The organism is Paraburkholderia sp. GAS333, assembly GCF_050435665.1.
GTDB lineage: Bacteria > Pseudomonadota > Gammaproteobacteria > Burkholderiales > Burkholderiaceae > Paraburkholderia > Paraburkholderia fungorum_A.
In genome coordinates, this window is the sequence record NZ_JBNDKS010000002.1 from 16,049 (window position 1) to 34,163 (window position 18,115).

Here is an 18,115-nt window from a genome sequence, read left to right on the forward strand (position 1 = left end):
CTTGAAACGCGCTACGGAGTCGTTCCCGCAGCGCGCCCAATCACACGTTACTTGTTGTTCACCGGCTTGCGCGCGTTAGCCGAGGCCACCGCCGTCATGTTGATGATCCGGCGCACGGTCGCAGCCGGCGTCAGGATATGCACCGGCTTTTCAGCGCCCAACAGGAACGGACCGACGGTCACGCCTTCGCCACCGATCATCTTCAGCATGTTGTACGTGATGTTCGCGGCTTCGACGTTCGGCATGATCAGCAGGTTCGCTTCGCCGCTCAGCGTCGTGCCCGGGAACGCAGCCTTGCGGATCGCTTCAGACAACGCCGCGTCGCCATGCATTTCACCGTCGATTTCGAGCGTCGGCGCGCGTTCGGCAATCAGCTTGCGAGCCGCCGCCATCCGTTGCGACGACGACGACGGCGCGCTGCCGAAGTTCGAGTTCGACAGCAACGCGATCTTCGGCGTGATGCCGAACTTCTCGATTTCGCCCGCAGCGAGGATCGTCATGTCGGCGAGTTGCTCGGCGGTCGGCGTTTCGTTCACGTACGTGTCGCAGATGAACAGATTGCGGCCCGGCAGCATCAGCAGATTCATCGCGGCGAAATTCTGCACGTTCTCCGCCTTGCCCAGCACCTGCTCGATGAACTTCAGATGCGTGTGGTACTGGCTGATCATCCCGCAGATCATGCCGTCGGCTTCGCCCAGACGCACGAGAATCGCGCCGATCAGCGTGTTGAACTTGCGCATCGCGGCCTTCGCGACGTCCGGCGTCACGCCTTCGCGCGCGCCGAGTTCGTGATACGCCTGCCAGCATTGCTGGTAGCGCGGATCGTCTTCCGGGTCGACGATCTCGAAGTCTTCACCGCACTTCAGCTTAGAGCCCATCTTCTTCAGACGCATCTCGATCACCGACGGACGGCCGACCAGAATCGGCTTGGCGATCTTTTCGAGCAGCACGAATTGCGCGGCACGCAGCACGCGCTCGTCTTCACCTTCGGCGAACACGATGCGCGCCGGTTGCGACTTCGCAGCCGCGAACACCGGGCGCATGACCATGCCCGTGCGATACACCGTCGTGCCGAGTTCTTCGCGATACGCGTCCATGTCCTTGATCGGACGGGTCGCGACGCCCGAATCCATCGCAGCCTGAGCGACAGCCGGCGCGATCTTGATGATCAGGCGCGGGTCGAACGGCTTCGGAATCAGGTATTCCGGGCCGAATTCGAGCGAGTGGCCTTCGTACGCCTTCGCGACCTCGTCGCCCTGATCGGTTTCTTCGGCCAGTTCAGCGATCGCGCGCACGCACGCCAGCTTCATTTCTTCGGTGATCGTGGTTGCGCCGACATCCAGCGCGCCACGGAAGATGAACGGGAAGCACAGCACGTTGTTAACCTGGTTCGGATAGTCCGAACGGCCGGTCGCGACGATGCAGTCGGGGCGAACCTTCTTCGCTTCTTCCGGGCGGATTTCCGGTTCCGGATTGGCCAGCGCCAGAATCAGCGGCTGGGTGCCCATGTCGACGACCATTTCCGGCTTCAGCACGCCTGCGCTCGAGCAGCCGAGGAACACGTCGGCGCCGCGAATCGCGTCAGCCAGCGTGCGCGCTTCGGTGTTCGCCGCGTAGCGTTCCTTCGACGGATCGAGATTGCCGCGACCTTCGTAGATCACGCCCTTCGAATCGGTGACGAGAACGTTCTTCTTCGACAGACCGAGGTTCACCAGCAAGTCCAGACACGCGATGGCCGCAGCGCCCGCGCCCGAACACACCAGCTTCACTTCGTCGAGCTTCTTGCCGACCACTTTCAGGCCGTTCAGAATCGCCGCCGACGCGATGATCGCCGTGCCGTGCTGATCGTCATGGAAAACGGGGATCTTCATGCGCTCGCGCAGCTTCTTCTCGATGTAGAAGCACTCGGGCGCCTTGATGTCTTCGAGGTTGATGCCGCCCAGCGTGGGTTCGAGCATCGCGATGGCGTCGACCAGCTTGTCCGGGTCGGTCTCGGCGAGTTCGATATCGAACACGTCGATGCCGGCAAACTTCTTGAACAGACAGCCCTTGCCTTCCATCACCGGCTTCGCGGCGAGCGGGCCGATATTGCCGAGACCGAGCACGGCCGTGCCGTTCGTGATCACGCCGACCAGGTTGCCGCGCGACGTGTATTTCTGGGCGTCGAGCGGTTCGTCGTAGATCGCCATACAGGCCGCGGCGACGCCCGGCGAGTAAGCGAGCGACAGATCGAGCTGGTTCGACAGCGGCTTGGTGGGCGTAACCGAAATCTTGCCGGGTTTCGGATTCTGGTGATATGCGAGAGCGCTTTGCTTGAGTTGTTCGTCCATTTTTTTAGCCTGCGAGACGTAAGAAATTGGCCGGGCACCCTGCACCGTTGACGTCGTATTCATCTATCGAATAGACAATTGACCGAGGCGGATTATTGCGTGCGCCGAGTAGGCGACGCGCCGAGCCGCGACGGGGGACGAGACAGTGCGGAGTGCTTCGCGGGCCGATCAGTGTACACCCCGAAAGCGTCGCTGAACTGCGTGGTTAACACTGCTCACCATACGCGAAACACCCGCTGGCTATGGTGCGCCGCCGCATGACGTGAACTGGTTGTCGCAGGGTTCGGTGCGGATACTGGCGCGCGTTTCAACGCTCATCTGCACAAATCGCAGGCAGTTCGCGGAGCGCTTTTTCAGCAAACAAACTGCGTGCGAGCTTATTCGAGCTCCGCGCCGCGTCGTTCGGGAATCAGAAAGAGCGTGGCGAAGATGTCGAGCAGGTAGATCGACGCCAGAAAGGCCAGCGCGGCGCCGAATGAATAACGTGCGGCGAGCGCGCCGACCACGACCGGACCGAAGCCGCCCACCGCGCGGCCCACGTTGAACAGCACGTTCTGAGCGGTGGCCCGCGCATCGGTCGGATAAAGCTCGGAAATCAGCGCGCCGTAACCGCCGATCATCCCGTTGACGAACACGCCCATCGCCGCGCCGCCGATCAGCAAGGCCATGGGCGTGCTCAGGTGCGCGTAGACGAACACCATCACAACTGCGCCCACCTGATAGAACAGGAAGGTCGGCTTGCGGCCGAAGCGGTCGGCGGCCAGGCCGAACAGCCAGATGCCGGCCGCCATGCCGAGCACCGTGACCGCCGTCCACACGCCGGATCTGGTCAGCGAATAGCCGAATGTTTTCGACAGATAGCTCGGAAGCCAGATCATCAGCCCGTAATAGCCGAAGTTCTGAACCGAGCACAAGATAGCGACGCCGATGCTTGCCCGCGTGGTGCGGCCATCGGCGACCAGCAGCCTGAACGGCTGCTTGCGCATGCCGCGCGCGACGCGCTCGGTGAACAACGCGGGTTCCTCGACGCGGCGTCGCACGAAAAACGACACGATGGCGGGCAGCAGGCCCAGCGCAAACATGCCGCGCCAGCCGATCAGCGGCAACAGGAGCGGCGTCAGCAGCGCAGCCGCCAGCACGCCGAGCTGCCAGCCAAGCCCGACATACGACGACGCCCGCGCCCGCTGCGACGCCGGCCACGCTTCAGCGACCAGCGTCATGCCGATGCCGAACTCGCCACCCAGCCCGATTCCGGCGATGGTCCGGTAGATCAGCAGGTCGGTATAGCCCTGCGCCAGCGCACATAGCCCGGTGAAGACCGCGAAAATCAGGATCGTCCACGTCAACATTTTCACGCGGCCGAAATAGTCGCTCAGCGCCCCGAAAATCACCCCGCCCGCAACCGCGCCGATCAACGTCCACGTGACCAGCGAGCCCGCCTGCGTCGAACTCAGGTGCAGATCGACGGCGATCACGGGCAGCATGAAGCCGAGAATCAGCAGATCGAAGCCGTCCATCGCGTAGCCGAGCACCGACGCGATCAGCGCCCGTCCCGCGTAGCCCTTCTGGGTGGAGGCGCGAGTGTCGGTGGCGGAGGAGGCGGCATTCATTGGAAGCATTCCGTAGGTCAGAGGGGCACGCGGGGCGTCGGCAAGATCGCGGCGCCCGAGAAATTCGCGTGAGTGTAAAGCCGCTCCAGACTGCTCACAAGCAGGCAAAAAAGGGCGGAGAGCCGTTACGAGCGCAGTGCCGCCATGGTCCGCAAAGCCCGAGCCGCGCGGCCGTTATGACCGCCATTCGCGCCGGCCGCGCACGACGGCCTCCTCGGGAGCACCCATTTCGGGTAAAATATCGGCCTACGCGCGTAGCAAAAACCGGCCTGCACTCCAGACCGGCAGCGTATTCCGCCCAGCATGGCGCGGCATACCTCGCTTGCTGCGCCACCGGGCCCCGCGCCCGCTTCTCCCGCTCATACCCAAGGATCCCGCCCATGACAGGCTTCGATCGCCAGACGATCTCCGACACGACCGCAAAAATGCTGCTGGAAGTTCAGGCAGTGCACTTCAACGCGGAGAAACCGTACATTTTCACGTCCGGCTGGGCGAGCCCGGTTTATATCGACTGCCGCAAGCTGATTTCGTATCCGCGCGTACGCCGCGGCCTGATGGAAATGGCCGAAGCCACCATCCTGCGCGATGTCGGCTATGAGCAGATCGACGCGGTCGCCGGTGGCGAAACCGCGGGCATCCCGTTCGCGGCATGGCTCTCCGACCGCCTGATGGTGCCGATGCAATACGTGCGCAAGAAGCCGAAGGGTTTCGGGCGTAACGCGCAGATCGAAGGCCTGCTGACCGAAGGTCAGCGCGTGCTGCTGGTCGAAGACCTGACCACCGACAGCCGCAGCAAGATCAACTTCATCAACGCGCTGCGCACCGCCGGCGCGACGGTGAACCACTGCTTCGTGCTGTTCCACTACAACATCTTCAAGGAAAGCGTGTCGGTGCTGAAAGACATCGACGTCGATCTGCACGCGCTCGCCACGTGGTGGGACGTGTTGCGCGTCGCGAAGGAAAACAAATACTTCGACACGAAGACGCTCGACGAAGTGGAAAAATTCCTGCACGCACCGGCTGAATGGTCGGCCGCGCACGGCGGCGCAAACGCGACGCCGCAGTAAGCTTCGCCGCGTCTGGCAGATTAAGCAGACCCGTTGAGTTGAAAAAAGGCCGCCTGTCTTACGACAGGCGGCCTTTTTGTTTCCCACGCTTCGGGGCGAAAAAAGAATTCACTGAGGAATTTCGCCCTTATCGCCCGCCGAATGCGATGACAGGTTCAGCAAGCCATTGCTCTGCGCGTACTGAAACAGTTCGGAATCGCGATCAATGCCGAGTTTGCGCATGGCCGTATTCTTTTGCGTGCTGATCGTCTTGATGCTGCGGTTCAGTTGCTCGGCAATCTCCTTGATCGTCATGCCGGATACGAACAGGCGCACCACTTCCAGTTCGCGCCTGGACAGCATTACTTCGTCGCTCTTACCACCGGAATTTATGCGAAGTGCGTCAAGCGCGGCTTTAACTGACGGGCTCATATATTCCAGATTGCGGCTGACGTGTTGCACCGCTAATCCAATATGACTCAAATCGTCCGATTTGTTGACGACCGATATCACGCCGAGCTCGCGCAACCGTTGAAGCAACGCGGCATTTTCCAGCATGGTGAGGACGACGATAGGTAGATTGGGAAAATTCCGACGCAGGTATCCAATTAGTGGCAAGCCGTCGCCGTACTGGCCGCCAGGCATGGCCAGGTCTGTAACGAGCACATCGCAGGCGTCGTTCTGCAGCATCTTGATAAGTTCTGTCGACTGCCGCGCACGCCCGACAATTTGCATTCCTGGAAACTTTAGCAGCGCATGTTCCGCGCCGAACAGGATCACCGGGTGGTCGTCGGCCACGATCACTCTGAGTGGATTTGGCATTGCCCTCCTCTTGATACAGAAAAACCACTCTCCACAACGTCAAACATTTCTTTTTTGAATTCTAAATAAGCAGGGAATAAGTAACCCGCTAAAAAGGCGCGCGGAGAATACTTTGACTATATCCGATTTCCTCTCTTTTCAGCGTCGGATGATGCATCGGAGAGCTAATGTTAGACTTGATTCGACCCTCGGGCAAAAATTAGGGACAATAATCATCGTGAGGAATCGCCTCGCGCCCTGACAGGAGAAGCGGCACATGCGCTCGCGTTGGCTGGTTGTTTCGCTTGCTTCGCCGTTCTACCGTACGCCGCCCTTTGCCTGCGCAATCCTGGGTGTCGCGCTCTATGCAGTGTCATGCCCGCGCGCGTTTGCCGAAGGTACCTTCGCGATCAGCAGCGCCAGCTTCAAATCGGGCGGCAACGTAGACGCCGCGCAGATTTTCAATCAGGACGACTGTAAAGGCGGCAATCGCTCGCCGCAATTGACGTGGCACGATGCGCCACCCGGTACCCGCAGTTTCGCCGTCACCATGTTCGATCAGGATGCGCCTGGCCGGGGCTGGTGGCACTGGGCGGTCGCGGGCATTCCGGCAACGGTCAGCAGCTTGCCTGAGAACGCGAGTTCGTCGGGTTTCCTTACCAAGCTCGGCGCGGTCGAAGCGCGTAATGACTTCGACACCGATGGCTACGGCGGCCCTTGCCCGCCGCCAGGCAAACCGCATCGGTATATCGTCACCGTTTATGCATTGAGCACCGCCGATTTGCGCCTCGCGCAAGGTCGGCCCGCGCTGATGTTCGATCACGAAATCGGCACGGCGGCGCTGGGTAGTGCGCGGATGGTGGTGAATTACGGACGTTGACGCAACTAGATGTCTGCGCGTGTGGCGATGGGCTGTAGCAGTCGAAGCGTCAGAGGATTCGTGAGCTTTGCAGCGAGCCTCGGGGAAACAGCGACCTTCTCGCGCCTAAGGAGACGTTGGTATTTATCGCGCGCGGCGGCCGAACGCTCCGAACGCTACCGGTATTGCAGGAGCATTCGCGTCGATTTCCACAGCATTGCTGACGAAAACCAACTGGCTTGCCAATTGCATCGCATCGGATTGCCGCCCGCGTGGAACGAATGTCATCCGCGTGGGTTAATGTCAGGCGGAGCGGCATGCGTCATGCTGATCGAGACGGCGCGGCCGCATCGTCGCACCATGGTCGTACCTCACCCCATCCCGTGTCATCTTGCCGGAGCGTTGCATGTCAAAAATTGTCATCGTTTATCACAGCGGCTACGGCCATACGAAGAAAGTCGCCGAGGCCGTGCTGACGGGCATGCTCGAAGCAGGCGCGCAGGCGAAGCTGATGCCGGTCGGCGACATCGACGATGCGGGCTGGGCCGAGCTGGCCGAAGCCGACGCGATCGTGTTCGGCGCGCCCACGTACATGGGCGGTCCATCGGCCGATTTCAAAAAATTCGCGGACGCGAGTTCGAAACCGTGGTTCGGTCAGACATGGAAAGACAAGATCGCGGCCGGCTTCACCAACTCGGCAACCATGAACGGCGACAAGTTCTCGACGATCCAGTACTTCGTCACGCTCGCGATGCAGCACGGCATGATCTGGGCGGGCACCGGCATGATGCCGTCGAATACCAAGGCAGCCACCCGCAACGATCTCAACTACGTGGGCGGTTCCACGGGGTTGCTCACGCAGTCGCCTGCGGATGCGTCGCCTGAAGAAGCACCTCCTTCCGGAGATCTGGAGACGGCGAGGATGTTCGGCGCGCGCGTCGCCGGCGTCACGGCGCGCTGGATTGCGAACGCGGGCTAGGTTGTTGGGGGGATGCGGGGCGCGTTTGGTGCCGGGTGGCTTGTGAAAAGTGACGACGCTTGCCGGGTGGGTTCGACGGCTTCGACATCCTGGCCCGTCAGCCCAATGTCCCGCCTCCCCTCAAACCACCACCAGTCCCATAAACCCGCTTCAAACGCGCACAGCAAGGACACGCCAATCCACCACCCCCAATCCCCACCCTGTTCTCCCGCCAACTCGATGCCATCAGCCTGCATCTGCCGCACAACAGGTCACGTCAGTGTCACTTTCAGCGCGCATCGTCGTTTTTTCACCCTTTTTTGCCCCGTTACGCACGTCCGCCGCCGTGTGGTCTTAAAATAACGTTCCGGCGCGGCGTCGCGCCCCGTTTCCAGCAAGCGAGTGAGATCGAGATGAGCACGAAAGTTTTTGTCGACGGACAGGAAGGCACCACCGGCCTGAAGATTTTTGAATATCTGTCGTCGCGCGCCGACGTAGAGATCCTGCGTATCGAAGAAGCGAAACGCAAAGATATCGAAGAGCGCCGCCGTCTCATCAATGCGTCGGACGTCACGTTTCTGTGCCTGCCCGATGTCGCGTCGCGCGAATCCGCTTCGCTGGTCGACAACGACCGTACCGTGCTGATCGACGCGAGCACCGCGTTCCGCACCTCTGCCGACTGGGCGTACGGCCTGCCCGAACTGGCCCGCTCGCAGCGCGAACGCCTGCGCACCGCGAAACGCATCGCCGTGCCGGGCTGCCACGCGTCGGCCTTCGTGCTGGCCATGCGTCCGCTGGTCAAAGCAGGTGTCGTCGCGCCGGAGTTCGCCGCGCACGCCTACTCGATCACCGGCTACAGCGGCGGCGGCAAGAAAATGATTGCCGACTACGAAGCCGGCGGCAACGACAAGCTCAAGAGCCCGCGTCCCTATGCACTCGGTCTCACGCACAAGCATCTGCCGGAAATGGCGGCGCACACGGGCCTGAAGTCGGCACCGGTCTTCACGCCGATCGTCGGCGATTTCTACAAGGGCCTGGCCGTCACCACCTTCTTCTCGCCGAACCAGCTCGCCAAGAAGACGACGCCGCAAGACGTGCAGGCGCTGTTCGCCGAGTACTACGCAGGCGAGCAGTTCGTGCACGTCGCGCCGTTCGACGCCGAAGCGAATCTCGACAGCGGCTTCTTCGACGTGCAGGCGAACAACGACACGAACCGCGTCGACCTGTTCGTGTTCGGCAATGAAGAGCGCTTCGTGACCGTCGCGCGCCTGGACAATCTGGGCAAGGGCGCATCGGGCGCGGCGATCCAGTGTATGAACCTGGCCATCGGTGCCGCCGAAGACGCAGGCTTGAAACGCTAAATCCATTCAGACGCAGACGGTAATCAACCGTCGCTCTGCCGAAAAGCCGGTCTTTCAGACCGGCTTTTCTGTTTTAAAAATCCATCGATTTAAATTCCCGCAAAAACTTTATCGGTATTAGTCCGCATTACTTGAAAAATAAAATGCGGAATGCGTTCCAAAGCGCCGGTAATTCATTCCTGAAGCTGACCGCACAGCATAGTTTTCCGCCTAGGGAAAGTCCGCATTCTTACGCGAACGGTCGTTCGAAGATGATAGAGCCATTTTGCTGTAACGCCTGTCGGTAAAGGGCGTGCGCCTAAGCAACGGACCGGCTTCCAAGGCGAAATTTCATTTTTTGTTTAAAAGGGCCGCTGACGTCCACGCTGTCTACGCATGCTGAAATTCTCGCTGTTTGAATCGGTCTTTTTAGACACCTCATTCAATTGACAGGCATTAACCGCGCAGCGAAATTAGTCCGCACAATTACATGACAGGGAGATAGCCGCATGTCGAATGCCATGATTCGAGGCGTTGCAATGGCAATTGCCACCACGCCATTGCTGATTGCATGCGGAGGCGGCAAAGCCGACAATCCGGCCGCGATTAATTCACCTCAGTGCTCGGGTTCGAGTTGCGGCACACAGGGCGCGCCCGCCAGCAGCGACAGTTCGGCGGCACTCTGCCCGGCCACCGCCGACATCGTCAAAAGCACGTATCTGGGTGGAGCGGGTAGCGGCGAAGTCGTGCAGTTGAACATCGACGCCACCGCGATGACCTACACGCTGAAGTGGCTCGAATCGCCGATTCCGTTGCGCACCGGCCAAGTCACGCCGACCCGCGCGGGCACCACGATCACCGGCGCAGTGATCCACCCGCCTACCGGTGCGCTGCCAACCGCCGAGCAAACGCGTTGCGCATTCATTCTCGGCGCGGGCAGCGGCACGGCAGCGGGCGACGGTCAGCCTTATACGACGCCGGACTACGTCAACAACCCGAACCCGCCGATGGTCCTCGTCGGCCTGGGTGTGGCCGGCGGCGGCATTCCCGGTGCGACGGTCGAGTTCGACGGATTGACGATCCCGATCGTCGGCTCCGGCATTGGCGCGGTTCCGAACCGTCATTTCGACTTCTATCCGTTTCTGGGTTTCGCGAGCACGACGACCGACATCAGCAAATTGCCCGGCACGTATAACGGTCTGCTGTATCACCTCGCACCGTCCGGCAACTATGCGACGGTCGCCACCAACACGGTCGAGACCTTCGACGCCAGCGGAAATTGCACCAGCAGCAACACGGCCAACGCCAGCTACTCGGCCAACGCGGGCGGCTGTCTGACCACTGGCAATGCGTTGACGCTGAACAGCAACGGCTACTTCGACAGCCAGGCGGCGCCGCAAATCGTGCCGCAACTCCAGCTTCCGCTGATTGGCGCGACCGGCAAATCCGCGACGGCACACATGATCCTTGGTCAGATCAACGGCGCAACCGTGCCCCTCGTGGTCCGGACGGGTTTCGTCGATCTTGGCACTGCGCCGCTCCATCTCGATGCGAAAGTCGACGACGAATCCGGCATCGCGATGCTCGCCGCCGCCACGCCGCTGGCGTCCGGCGGTTTCGACGGCGGCTATGTCGGCGCGGATTCGAACTTCAAGTCGACCGCGACCCTGATCCAGGGCGGCGTCGGCTCGTTCATCAACCCGTCGACCTCCGCCGCCGAAGACGGCTTCGGCCTGACCTACGGTCTGCAAAGCCCCGGCCTGGTCGGCGTTGCGCAGGCGAACGGCCAGACCGGCTACGCAATCGCGTCGGGCGGCCTCTACGCAATCGAAATCCAGGGCACGGTCAACGGCGGCATCACGTCGACCTCGGCCAATTCAGATACGCCGAATGCGCCGTACTTCGGCATCGGCGCGCAAATCAGCAAATGAAGTAACGCAAACGCATTGAAGCAGAGGAATCAGTAAAGGCATCACGTCGCAGTTCGTACTACGGGACCGACATAAGCAAAAGGTGGCCGGACTGGGAGCCGGCCACATACAACGAAAATATTCTGGAGGCGGTATGAAATGGAGAATCCTTTCGGTGCTCGCTCTTGCTGCACCGTTGCTGGGGGCGTGCGGCGGTGGCGGCGGCGGAGATGGACCGGTGACGGAAGTGCGTCTGTGTCCTGCGTCGCTCGACTACGGCACGGTGTTCACGGGCGGCGGCGGTGACGGCGAACTGGTCAAGCTGCAACTCGACACGACCAAGATGACCTGGCAGATCAATTACATCGAGTCGCCGATTCCGGCGACCACCGCCACCGTCGTCCCGACGCGCGCCGGTCAGACTGCCAGCGGCACCCTCACCCAGGAAACTCTGCTGCCGACCAACAAGCTCAACCAGTGCGCGTTCCGGCTGAACGGCGCAAGTCTCGACCCGACCCGTCCGGCGCGTATTTTCGTCGGCGAAGGTGTGGCGGGCGGCACGATTCCGGGCGCGGAAATTTCGTTCGGCGGGATTCTCGGCGTGGGCGCGGTGCCGGACACCACGTTCCCGTACTACCCGTTCATCGGTTTTTCGTCGATTGAAACGAATCTTGCGAACGTCGCCGGGACTTATAACCAGCTCGGTTATCACCAGGTGCCGTCGCAAAGCTTCGCGCCGGTCGCGGTCGATTCGAAGATCACGATCAACGCCGACGGCACATGGACGGAGTGCGACAACTCCGGCGTCAACGCGGGCAAATGCCAGCAGCCGGGCAGCAACTTCGCCGCGGCGACCGACGGCAGCGGCGCGTTCCAGACCAACAACTTCCAGGGCCAGGCCAAGCCGACACTCGCGACCACGCCGCAAGCGCGCGGCTACATGATCGTCGGCAAGCTGAAAAACCAGCTGGTGCCGATTCTGGTGCGCACGGGCGCGGCCAACTCGTCGGTGACCACGCCGGTCAATGGCTCGCTCGGGCCGTTCGCCGACGACGAGTCGGGCATCTCGATCCTGTCGCCGCAAACGTCGGTCGCGGTGAACTCGCAGAACGGCGAGTACATCGGCGTGGATAGCCAGTTCGACTATCGCACGACCGCGCTCGAAGGCACCGAGGCCACGCTGCTGGATCCGTTCAACGCGTCGCAGGCATCGCTCGCGACCGCGCTGAATCTGGACTTCACGCAAGCCACGCCAGGCGTGGTGACGACCACACAGGTGGGCGCATCGACCGGCACCACGCCGACCGGAAAGATGATTTTCACCGGTGGCGTATTCGGCTACCTCGATCTGACCAACGCGACCTCGCCGTACTTCACGATCGGCGCCTTCGTCCAGTAAGTCAGGTAACGGGCGCCGCACGCGCCGTCTCGCAGCAGCGAGGCGGCCGCGTCCCGGCTGCTGCGCGAAACCACGATGCAGCGCAGCGGCCGGCGTCCCAACGAATATCCAGCGCACTGGCCGGGTCGATGACCCGCCGCCGTCCATCGCATGCGATGAGCGACACGAGCGCCTGAGGAGAAAGAAGATGAAAAAAGTCTGTCTCGCGATACTGTTCGCTGTCCTGTCGGCCAGTGCGTACGCGCAGCACGCGGGCGACAACGTCGCCGTGCTGGGCTGGTTCCACGTGATGCCGCAGGATTCGAGCACGCCGCTCACCACCAACGTCGCGCCGACGCCGATCAATACGCCGCTGCGTCTGCCGAGTTCGTTCACGTCGCCGGGCACGGGGTTGTCGACCAATAGCGCCAATACGGTCGGTCTCGTTTTCAGCCATTACCTCACCGATCACATCGCGGTGACGACGGTGGCGGGCGTGCCCCCGGTCTTCAAGATTTACGGTCACGGCACGATTCAGCCGCCGGGGCCGGCGGGCGCGCTCGGTCAGCAGGATCTGGGCGATCCGCAAGCTAATCCGATCGTGAAGAGCGTGCGCCAGTGGAGCCCGGCGCTGCTGTTCCAGTATTACTTCAACGAGCCGACCGCGAAATTGCGTCCGTTCGTGGGCGTGGGTGTGTCGTACAACTGGTTCTCCGATGTCCAGTTGAGTCCGAACTTCGTGGCATCGACGCAGAACAATCTCGGCGCGGTGCTGGCCGCCGGTGCGGGCAAGCCGGGGACGACGCAGGTGTCGGCGAAGGCGTCGTCATCGTGGGCGCCGGTGTTCAACGCAGGTCTCGCGTACAACATCACCGATCACTGGGGGCTGGTGGCCTCCGTCACGTACATCCCGCTGAAGACGACCTCGTCGGTCATCATCAAGGCGGCGGACGGCACGGAGCTGGGGGTGTCGAAAGCGGAGCTGAAGGCGGACCCGATCATTTCCTTCCTGGCCGTTTCGTACAAGTTCTGAGTTCGGGCGTTCTGCCTGGGACGTTCAGGACGCTCACACGACAAAGCCGGCGACCTCACGCGAGAGGTCAGCCGGCTTTGCTTTTTCTGGTATCGATCGGGTCGGGCGAAGCGCGAATAAGATTCGCCGGGAAATTCTGGGCAAAAAAAAGCCCACCTATGTGGGTGGGCTGAATCCATATCAGAGGAGACATGGAGGAGACAAGGCAAATCTTAGCAAAAGGTTTGATGCGGCGCAACATGCAAATTAGGGTAGACCCTCAATGTCACAAAAATACAACGCAGCGCTTTTTAGCCTTGTGTCCCCTTTTGGTCACTCTGTGTTCTGGCCTTTCGCTTAGTGGCGTACCAGCGCCATCATCGCGCCAAAGCCGACAAAGACCCCGCCAGTCAGACGATTGAACACGCGGGCGACGCTCCGGCTCTTCAATTTCGCCCCAATGCGCGTGCCGAAACCCGCATACACGAGATACCAGCTCACTTCGATCGCGGCGAAAGTGGCGAGCAGCACCGCGAATTGCGGCAGCTTGGGCTGTGCGGCATCGATGAATTGCGGCAGCAGCGCGGCCGCGAACAGAATCGCTTTCGGATTGCTGCCCGCCACGAGGAACCCGTTGCGATACAGAGCGAAGCGCGAGCGCGCGGGTTTGGCGGCCAGCTCGTCGGCGTGTTCGGCGGCGGCTTCGTCGACTGGAGCGCGCCATGCCTTGATGCCCAGGTAGACGAGATACACCGCGCCGATCATCCGCAGCGCGTTGAACATGGTCGGCCACGCGGCGAGAAACACGCCGAGCCCCGCCGCCGATACCGCCAGCATCAGCACCAGCGCCGACAGACACCCCGCCATGGTCGCGCTCGAACGACGCAAGCCGTGCTGCGCGCCGTGCGTCATCACGAGCAGCATGTTCGGACCGGGAATCGCGGAAACGACGAAGACGGTGGCAACGAACAGCCACCAGGTATGCAAAGTCATTGGAATCAACGCGGATAAAAGAATCGGGCAGCTATTATGCCTGCCCGGTCAGAACCCAAGCGACAGCGGCGGTCGAACCACGACCCGCCACCCACGCCACGCCGCAAAGAAAAAGCGCGGCGAGACGCCGCGCACATGGGCCTTTCACACGCCGCTGTTCGCTCAGAAACGGCCAATCGGCCGCTTAGCGCCCTGCGCGCCGCGCAGCGACTTCACCCAACACGGCGAAATCCTTCTCGCCATCACCGTGAGCGACCGCTTCGATCAGGCTGTCGCGCACGACGCTCGCAATCGGCATCGGCGTCGTCACTGCGTCGGCGGCGGCCAGCGCGAGGCGGATGTCTTTCAGACCGAGACGCGCCTTGAACAGCGCCGGCTCATAGCTCCGCTCCGCGATCAGCTTGCCGTAGCCCGAATAAACCGGCCCCGGAAACAGACCGCTCGTGATGACATCGAGGAAATCCTGCATCGCGAGACCGTGACCGGTCACCAGCGTCGCGGCTTCACCGAGTGTCTCGACCGCCGCGCCCAGCATGAAATTCGCGGCCAGCTTCATCACGTTCGCCTGTTGCGGCAGCGAGCCGATGCGCCACGTTTTCTGGCCGATCGCGTCGAAAACGGGCTGAACCCGGTCGATCGATTCCGCCGGACCACCCGCGACAATCGTCAGCTTGCCCGCTGCAGCCACATCGGGCCGGCCCAGCACGGGCGCAGCGACGTAGTGAACGCCGCGCGACGCATGCGCCGTCGCCAGTTCTTCGGCCAGCGCCACGGAAATGGTCGCCATGTTCACGTGGATCAACCCACGCGGAGCATGTTCGAGCAACGACGCAGTGATCACTTCGCGCAACGCGTTGTCATCGGCCAGCATCGAGAACACGGCTTCGCCCGCAAACGCTTCGGCCGGCGTGGCGACGAGTCGCGCTCCTGCGTCGACGAGCGCTTGCGCCCGTTCCGGCGAGCGGTTCCATACGCGCACCTGATGCCCGGCTTTCAACATGTTTGCAACCATCGCGGCGCCCATCTCGCCGAGACCGATAAAACCGATGTCCATCTGTCACTCCGTCTTCTAAAGAACCTGAAGTAAAGCACACCCATGCGACAAGCGCAGGACAACGTGCAATGAAACATGCAATCGGACACAGTGCGATACTGCGTAAATGGTCACCGCGACATTCCGCTTCTATGAGGAGTTGAACGATTTTCTCGCCCGGCCGCTGCGCCGGCGCGAGTTCAGTTGCGCATGCGCGCGCGGCGCGACCGCGAAGCACATGATCGAAGTGCTCGGGGTGCCGCATACCGAGGTCGAACTGATTCTGGTGAATGGCGAGTCGGTGGGTTTCAATCATCCGTTATCGGACGGCGACCGCATCGCCGTTTATCCGAAGTTTGAAGCGCTCGACATCCAGCCTCTGCTGCGCGTACGCGAGCGGCCATTACGCGTGGTGCGTTTTATCGCCGATGCGCATCTCGGCGGCCTTGCACCGCTGCTGCGGCTCGCCGGCTTCGACACGCTGTACGACAACCACTATCCCGATGCCGATATCGAAGCGCTCGCCGCCGCTCAGCAGCGCATTGTTCTGACGCGCGACCGCGAGTTGTTGAAACGCCGCAGCATCACGCATGGCTGCTATGTCCGCACGCTCAGGCCGCGCGAGCAATTGCGCGAAGTGTTCGAACGGCTCGATCTCGCGCACAGCGCGCAGCCGTTCCGCCTATGCCTGATGTGCAACGCGCCGCTACGGCGAATCGCCAAAGATGAGGTCGGCACGCGCGCGCCGGATGGCGTCCTCGAGCGGCATAACCAGTTCGTCACCTGCGACGTTTGTCAGCGGGTGTTCTGGGAAGGCACCCATTGGCAGAGAATGCGCGCGCTGATGGACAGTGTCGCCGCGCTGGGCCGGCTGCCACACGCCACCACGCAAACGCCTGGCGCGTGACTCACCGCGCGTACAATACGGGGTTACTTATCTGGCAGAGGCCTTCCGTATGGCGATGAAAAAAACCGACCTTGAAAAGAACAAGGCGCTCAAGCTGAACAACGCGATGAAGCTGTCGACCGCCGACCGCTTCGGCAAAGCCTCGGCAGCCGAGCCGAAACTCGACCGCCGCGAACAGCGCAAGCTCGATCAGGCGCAAGGCCTGGTGCCGTTTGCCTGCAAGCTGAACAGCGAGCTGGTCGAAGACCTGAAAGCGCGCGCGGCGAACCACCCCGAGGGTCTGAGCGGTCTGTTGACCGAAGTGATCAAGCGCGGTCTGGCTGACTGAAGCCGGATCGATCGCGTATCGCAAGAACGGCGAAAAACGCGAAAAGAATGCAAAAAGGCCAGAGCACACGCTCTGGCCTTTTTGCTGGTCACGCCCTTTTCCACTTTGCGCTGCATGAGCCGACTCGCGACAAAATGCGGCCAAGCGGAACAGCTCGCCCGATTGAACGGGCCTGAGCTTAGTTTTGCGTACCCTTGTCGTTCGTGCCCGCTGCCGAAGCTGCTGCGGAAACGCCAGCGCGCTTGCCGTGCGTCTTCAGCTTCTTGCTGTGATGCTTAGCCGGAGCTGCTGCAGCGGCCGGTGCTGCGTCCGATGCCTGTGCGAAAGCTTGAACGGAAACCAGCGCGATCGATGCGGCTGCGAGCGAGATAATGACTTTTTTCATGTGTTGTTCCCCAAACCTGACGACTGATTCAATGTGAATGAAGTAGCTGCACGGTAAAGCAGACAGGGCTTGAGGCGCCTCCCGCTCCCCGCGGGAGAGTATTACCCAGGTGTAGGCCATTTGTCATGCCCAAAACTTGATATGTATTTTCCGGGAGACAGCGTGCTTTCACGGTGCTTTCAGACATTCAGCATTCCGTATCAGGGATATCACTTAGGCGGTTTTGGGCCGCTAATTCAAGCATCTGATTCGAGCCGCGATTCAGACCAGATTACGCAGCAGACTCGCGGTCTCCAGCAACGTCGGCAGTACACGATGCAGCGCGGCATTGGCCGACTCCTGGCCGATCGGCATGCTGACGCTGATCGCCGCCACCACCGACCCATGCCGGTCACGCAACGGCACTGCGACACCGCGCACACCCAGTTCGAGTTGCTGATCGGTGACCACGTAGCCGGTGCGGCGAATCTCGGCGAGCACCTCGCGCAATCGCTCGATGGTGGAATACGTGTGCGGCGTGAACACCTTGATTGGATAAGACGCGAGCCACTGCTCGATGCTTTCGGGCGCCTGGAACGCCAGCAACACCAATCCCGCCGACGATAACGGCGCCGGCGCGCGCGAGCCGAGCACGAAGCCGACCGCCATCGCCCGATTCACTCCGTTGCGCGCGACGTACACCACGTCGTGTTCATCGAGGATCGCGACCAGCGCGGTTTCCTGCACCGTTGCGGTAATGCGTTGGAGAAACGGCTGCACGGTGCGCGGCAAGCGCGCGGAATCCAGATACGACTGCCCCAAGCGCAATACGCGCGGCGCGAGCCAGAAAAGCTTGCCGTCGGTGTCCACGTAGCCGAGTTCGCGCAGTGTCAGCAGATAACGGCGTGCCGCCGTGCGTGACAACGCAGCCCGCACCGCGACCATGGTCGGTGTCATGCGGGCGTGTTCTTCGTCGAATGCTTCGATGATCGCCAGCGCCTTCGCGGCGCCCGCGATCCAGTCTTTTTCATCCATGGAATTTGCCTGAATTTGCGTGGGAATGTGGAGGACGATTCCGGTCGTAGGCCGCGTGGAGTTTGCGCGATTATCGCGCGAGTCGGTGCATGCGCGGTGGCGGGCGTCGAGTGCCAGGCGAATCGGGCTTGATCCGCGACGTTCTTCCGCGCAGCGCTTACACCCTTGCCGATCCCGAATGCTCGTCGTAAGGTGCACTGCGCTGTCGTCA

16 protein-coding genes are annotated in these 18,115 nt (G+C 61.7%); 9 read left to right on the plus strand and 7 right to left on the minus strand.

Annotation, left to right across the window (positions count from 1 at the left end):
• Window positions 1-47: 47 nt before the first annotated feature.
• Both ABH945_RS09265 and ABH945_RS09270 read right to left on the minus strand, forming a co-directional pair.
• The gene (locus ABH945_RS09265; protein ID WP_429250398.1) at window positions 48-2,330 is read right to left on the minus strand and encodes an NADP-dependent malic enzyme; all 2,283 of its coding nucleotides are present in this window, start codon (window positions 2,328-2,330) and stop codon (window positions 48-50) included.
• A gap of 377 nt (window positions 2,331-2,707) precedes the next feature.
• The gene (locus ABH945_RS09270; protein WP_074762390.1) at window positions 2,708-3,940 is read right to left on the minus strand and encodes an MFS transporter; all 1,233 of its coding nucleotides are present in this window, start codon (window positions 3,938-3,940) and stop codon (window positions 2,708-2,710) included.
• A gap of 380 nt (window positions 3,941-4,320) precedes the next feature.
• On the opposite strand from ABH945_RS09270, the gene ABH945_RS09275 reads away from it, so the two are divergent.
• Entirely contained in the window at window positions 4,321-5,007 is a 687-nt protein-coding gene (locus ABH945_RS09275) for an orotate phosphoribosyltransferase (RefSeq protein WP_042326936.1), read from the plus strand.
• A 108-nt stretch (window positions 5,008-5,115) separates the two neighbouring features.
• On the opposite strand, the gene ABH945_RS09280 is transcribed toward ABH945_RS09275, so the two are convergent.
• Entirely contained in the window at window positions 5,116-5,808 is a 693-nt protein-coding gene (locus ABH945_RS09280; RefSeq protein ID WP_074762391.1) for a response regulator, read from the minus strand.
• A 256-nt stretch (window positions 5,809-6,064) separates the two neighbouring features.
• On the opposite strand from ABH945_RS09280, the gene ABH945_RS09285 reads away from it, so the two are divergent.
• From ABH945_RS09285 to ABH945_RS09310, 6 genes are all read left to right on the plus strand, one after another.
• Window positions 6,065-6,667: a YbhB/YbcL family Raf kinase inhibitor-like protein gene (locus ABH945_RS09285; RefSeq protein WP_429250399.1), complete on the plus strand. Its 603-nt coding sequence runs from the start codon at window positions 6,065-6,067 to the stop codon at window positions 6,665-6,667.
• A 385-nt stretch (window positions 6,668-7,052) separates the two neighbouring features.
• A complete protein-coding gene (locus ABH945_RS09290) occupies window positions 7,053-7,625 on the plus strand; it encodes a flavodoxin family protein (protein ID WP_074762393.1) in 573 nt (190 codons plus the stop codon).
• A gap of 392 nt (window positions 7,626-8,017) precedes the next feature.
• Complete coding sequence (argC, locus tag ABH945_RS09295) at window positions 8,018-8,965, plus strand: N-acetyl-gamma-glutamyl-phosphate reductase (protein WP_429250400.1); 948 nt, start codon at window positions 8,018-8,020, stop codon at window positions 8,963-8,965.
• A 488-nt stretch (window positions 8,966-9,453) separates the two neighbouring features.
• Window positions 9,454-10,875, plus strand: coding sequence for a DUF2957 domain-containing protein (locus tag ABH945_RS09300; RefSeq protein WP_429250401.1), 1,422 nt, complete (start codon window positions 9,454-9,456; stop codon window positions 10,873-10,875).
• Window positions 10,876-11,008: 133 nt separating this feature from the next.
• Window positions 11,009-12,253, plus strand: coding sequence for a DUF2957 domain-containing protein (locus tag ABH945_RS09305; RefSeq protein ID WP_429250402.1), 1,245 nt, complete (start codon window positions 11,009-11,011; stop codon window positions 12,251-12,253).
• A gap of 187 nt (window positions 12,254-12,440) precedes the next feature.
• On the plus strand, window positions 12,441-13,265 hold the full coding sequence (locus tag ABH945_RS09310; RefSeq protein WP_074762397.1) for an OmpW/AlkL family protein: 825 nt from the start codon (window positions 12,441-12,443) through the stop codon (window positions 13,263-13,265).
• A gap of 336 nt (window positions 13,266-13,601) precedes the next feature.
• Here ABH945_RS09310 and ABH945_RS09315 read toward each other — a convergent pair whose 3' ends face one another.
• Both ABH945_RS09315 and ABH945_RS09320 read right to left on the minus strand, forming a co-directional pair.
• The gene (locus tag ABH945_RS09315; protein WP_429250403.1) at window positions 13,602-14,237 is read right to left on the minus strand and encodes a LysE family translocator; all 636 of its coding nucleotides are present in this window, start codon (window positions 14,235-14,237) and stop codon (window positions 13,602-13,604) included.
• A gap of 184 nt (window positions 14,238-14,421) precedes the next feature.
• A complete protein-coding gene (locus tag ABH945_RS09320) occupies window positions 14,422-15,291 on the minus strand; it encodes an NAD(P)-dependent oxidoreductase (protein ID WP_074762399.1) in 870 nt (289 codons plus the stop codon).
• Between the two features lie 106 nt (window positions 15,292-15,397).
• Between ABH945_RS09320 and ABH945_RS09325 the strand changes: the two genes are divergently transcribed.
• Complete coding sequence (locus ABH945_RS09325; protein ID WP_429250404.1) at window positions 15,398-16,177, plus strand: Mut7-C RNAse domain-containing protein; 780 nt, start codon at window positions 15,398-15,400, stop codon at window positions 16,175-16,177.
• A gap of 49 nt (window positions 16,178-16,226) precedes the next feature.
• Window positions 16,227-16,505, plus strand: a complete 279-nt coding sequence (locus tag ABH945_RS09330) for a hypothetical protein (protein ID WP_074762401.1) — start codon at window positions 16,227-16,229, stop codon at window positions 16,503-16,505.
• A gap of 178 nt (window positions 16,506-16,683) precedes the next feature.
• Here ABH945_RS09330 and ABH945_RS09335 read toward each other — a convergent pair whose 3' ends face one another.
• Both ABH945_RS09335 and ABH945_RS09340 read right to left on the minus strand, forming a co-directional pair.
• Window positions 16,684-16,890, minus strand: a complete 207-nt coding sequence (locus tag ABH945_RS09335) for a hypothetical protein (RefSeq protein ID WP_074762402.1) — start codon at window positions 16,888-16,890, stop codon at window positions 16,684-16,686.
• Window positions 16,891-17,151: 261 nt separating this feature from the next.
• Window positions 17,152-17,904 carry an IclR family transcriptional regulator domain-containing protein gene (locus tag ABH945_RS09340; protein ID WP_429250405.1) on the minus strand — a complete coding sequence of 251 codons (753 nt, stop codon included), beginning with the start codon at window positions 17,902-17,904 and terminating at the stop codon, window positions 17,152-17,154.
• Window positions 17,905-18,115 lie beyond the last annotated feature (211 nt).

Bases quoted from the DNA above. Each gene is read 5' to 3' on its own strand.
- ABH945_RS09275 (WP_042326936.1), top strand. From the start codon at position 4,321: ATGACAGGCTTCGATCGCCAGACGATCTCCGACACGACCGCAAAAATG.
- ABH945_RS09280 (WP_074762391.1), bottom strand. From the start codon at position 5,808: ATGCCAAATCCACTCAGAGTGATCGTGGCCGACGACCACCCGGTGATC.
- argC (WP_429250400.1), top strand. From the start codon at position 8,018: ATGAGCACGAAAGTTTTTGTCGACGGACAGGAAGGCACCACCGGCCTG.
- ABH945_RS09270 (WP_074762390.1), bottom strand. From the start codon at position 3,940: ATGAATGCCGCCTCCTCCGCCACCGACACTCGCGCCTCCACCCAGAAG.
- ABH945_RS09315 (WP_429250403.1), bottom strand. From the start codon at position 14,237: ATGACTTTGCATACCTGGTGGCTGTTCGTTGCCACCGTCTTCGTCGTT.
- ABH945_RS09325 (WP_429250404.1), top strand. From the start codon at position 15,398: ATGGTCACCGCGACATTCCGCTTCTATGAGGAGTTGAACGATTTTCTC.
- ABH945_RS09285 (WP_429250399.1), top strand. From the start codon at position 6,065: ATGCGCTCGCGTTGGCTGGTTGTTTCGCTTGCTTCGCCGTTCTACCGT.
- ABH945_RS09300 (WP_429250401.1), top strand. From the start codon at position 9,454: ATGTCGAATGCCATGATTCGAGGCGTTGCAATGGCAATTGCCACCACG.
- ABH945_RS09290 (WP_074762393.1), top strand. From the start codon at position 7,053: ATGTCAAAAATTGTCATCGTTTATCACAGCGGCTACGGCCATACGAAG.
- ABH945_RS09265 (WP_429250398.1), bottom strand. From the start codon at position 2,330: ATGGACGAACAACTCAAGCAAAGCGCTCTCGCATATCACCAGAATCCG.
- ABH945_RS09335 (WP_074762402.1), bottom strand. From the start codon at position 16,890: ATGAAAAAAGTCATTATCTCGCTCGCAGCCGCATCGATCGCGCTGGTT.
- ABH945_RS09320 (WP_074762399.1), bottom strand. From the start codon at position 15,291: ATGGACATCGGTTTTATCGGTCTCGGCGAGATGGGCGCCGCGATGGTT.
- ABH945_RS09310 (WP_074762397.1), top strand. From the start codon at position 12,441: ATGAAAAAAGTCTGTCTCGCGATACTGTTCGCTGTCCTGTCGGCCAGT.
- ABH945_RS09305 (WP_429250402.1), top strand. From the start codon at position 11,009: ATGAAATGGAGAATCCTTTCGGTGCTCGCTCTTGCTGCACCGTTGCTG.
- ABH945_RS09330 (WP_074762401.1), top strand. From the start codon at position 16,227: ATGGCGATGAAAAAAACCGACCTTGAAAAGAACAAGGCGCTCAAGCTG.
- ABH945_RS09340 (WP_429250405.1), bottom strand. From the start codon at position 17,904: ATGGATGAAAAAGACTGGATCGCGGGCGCCGCGAAGGCGCTGGCGATC.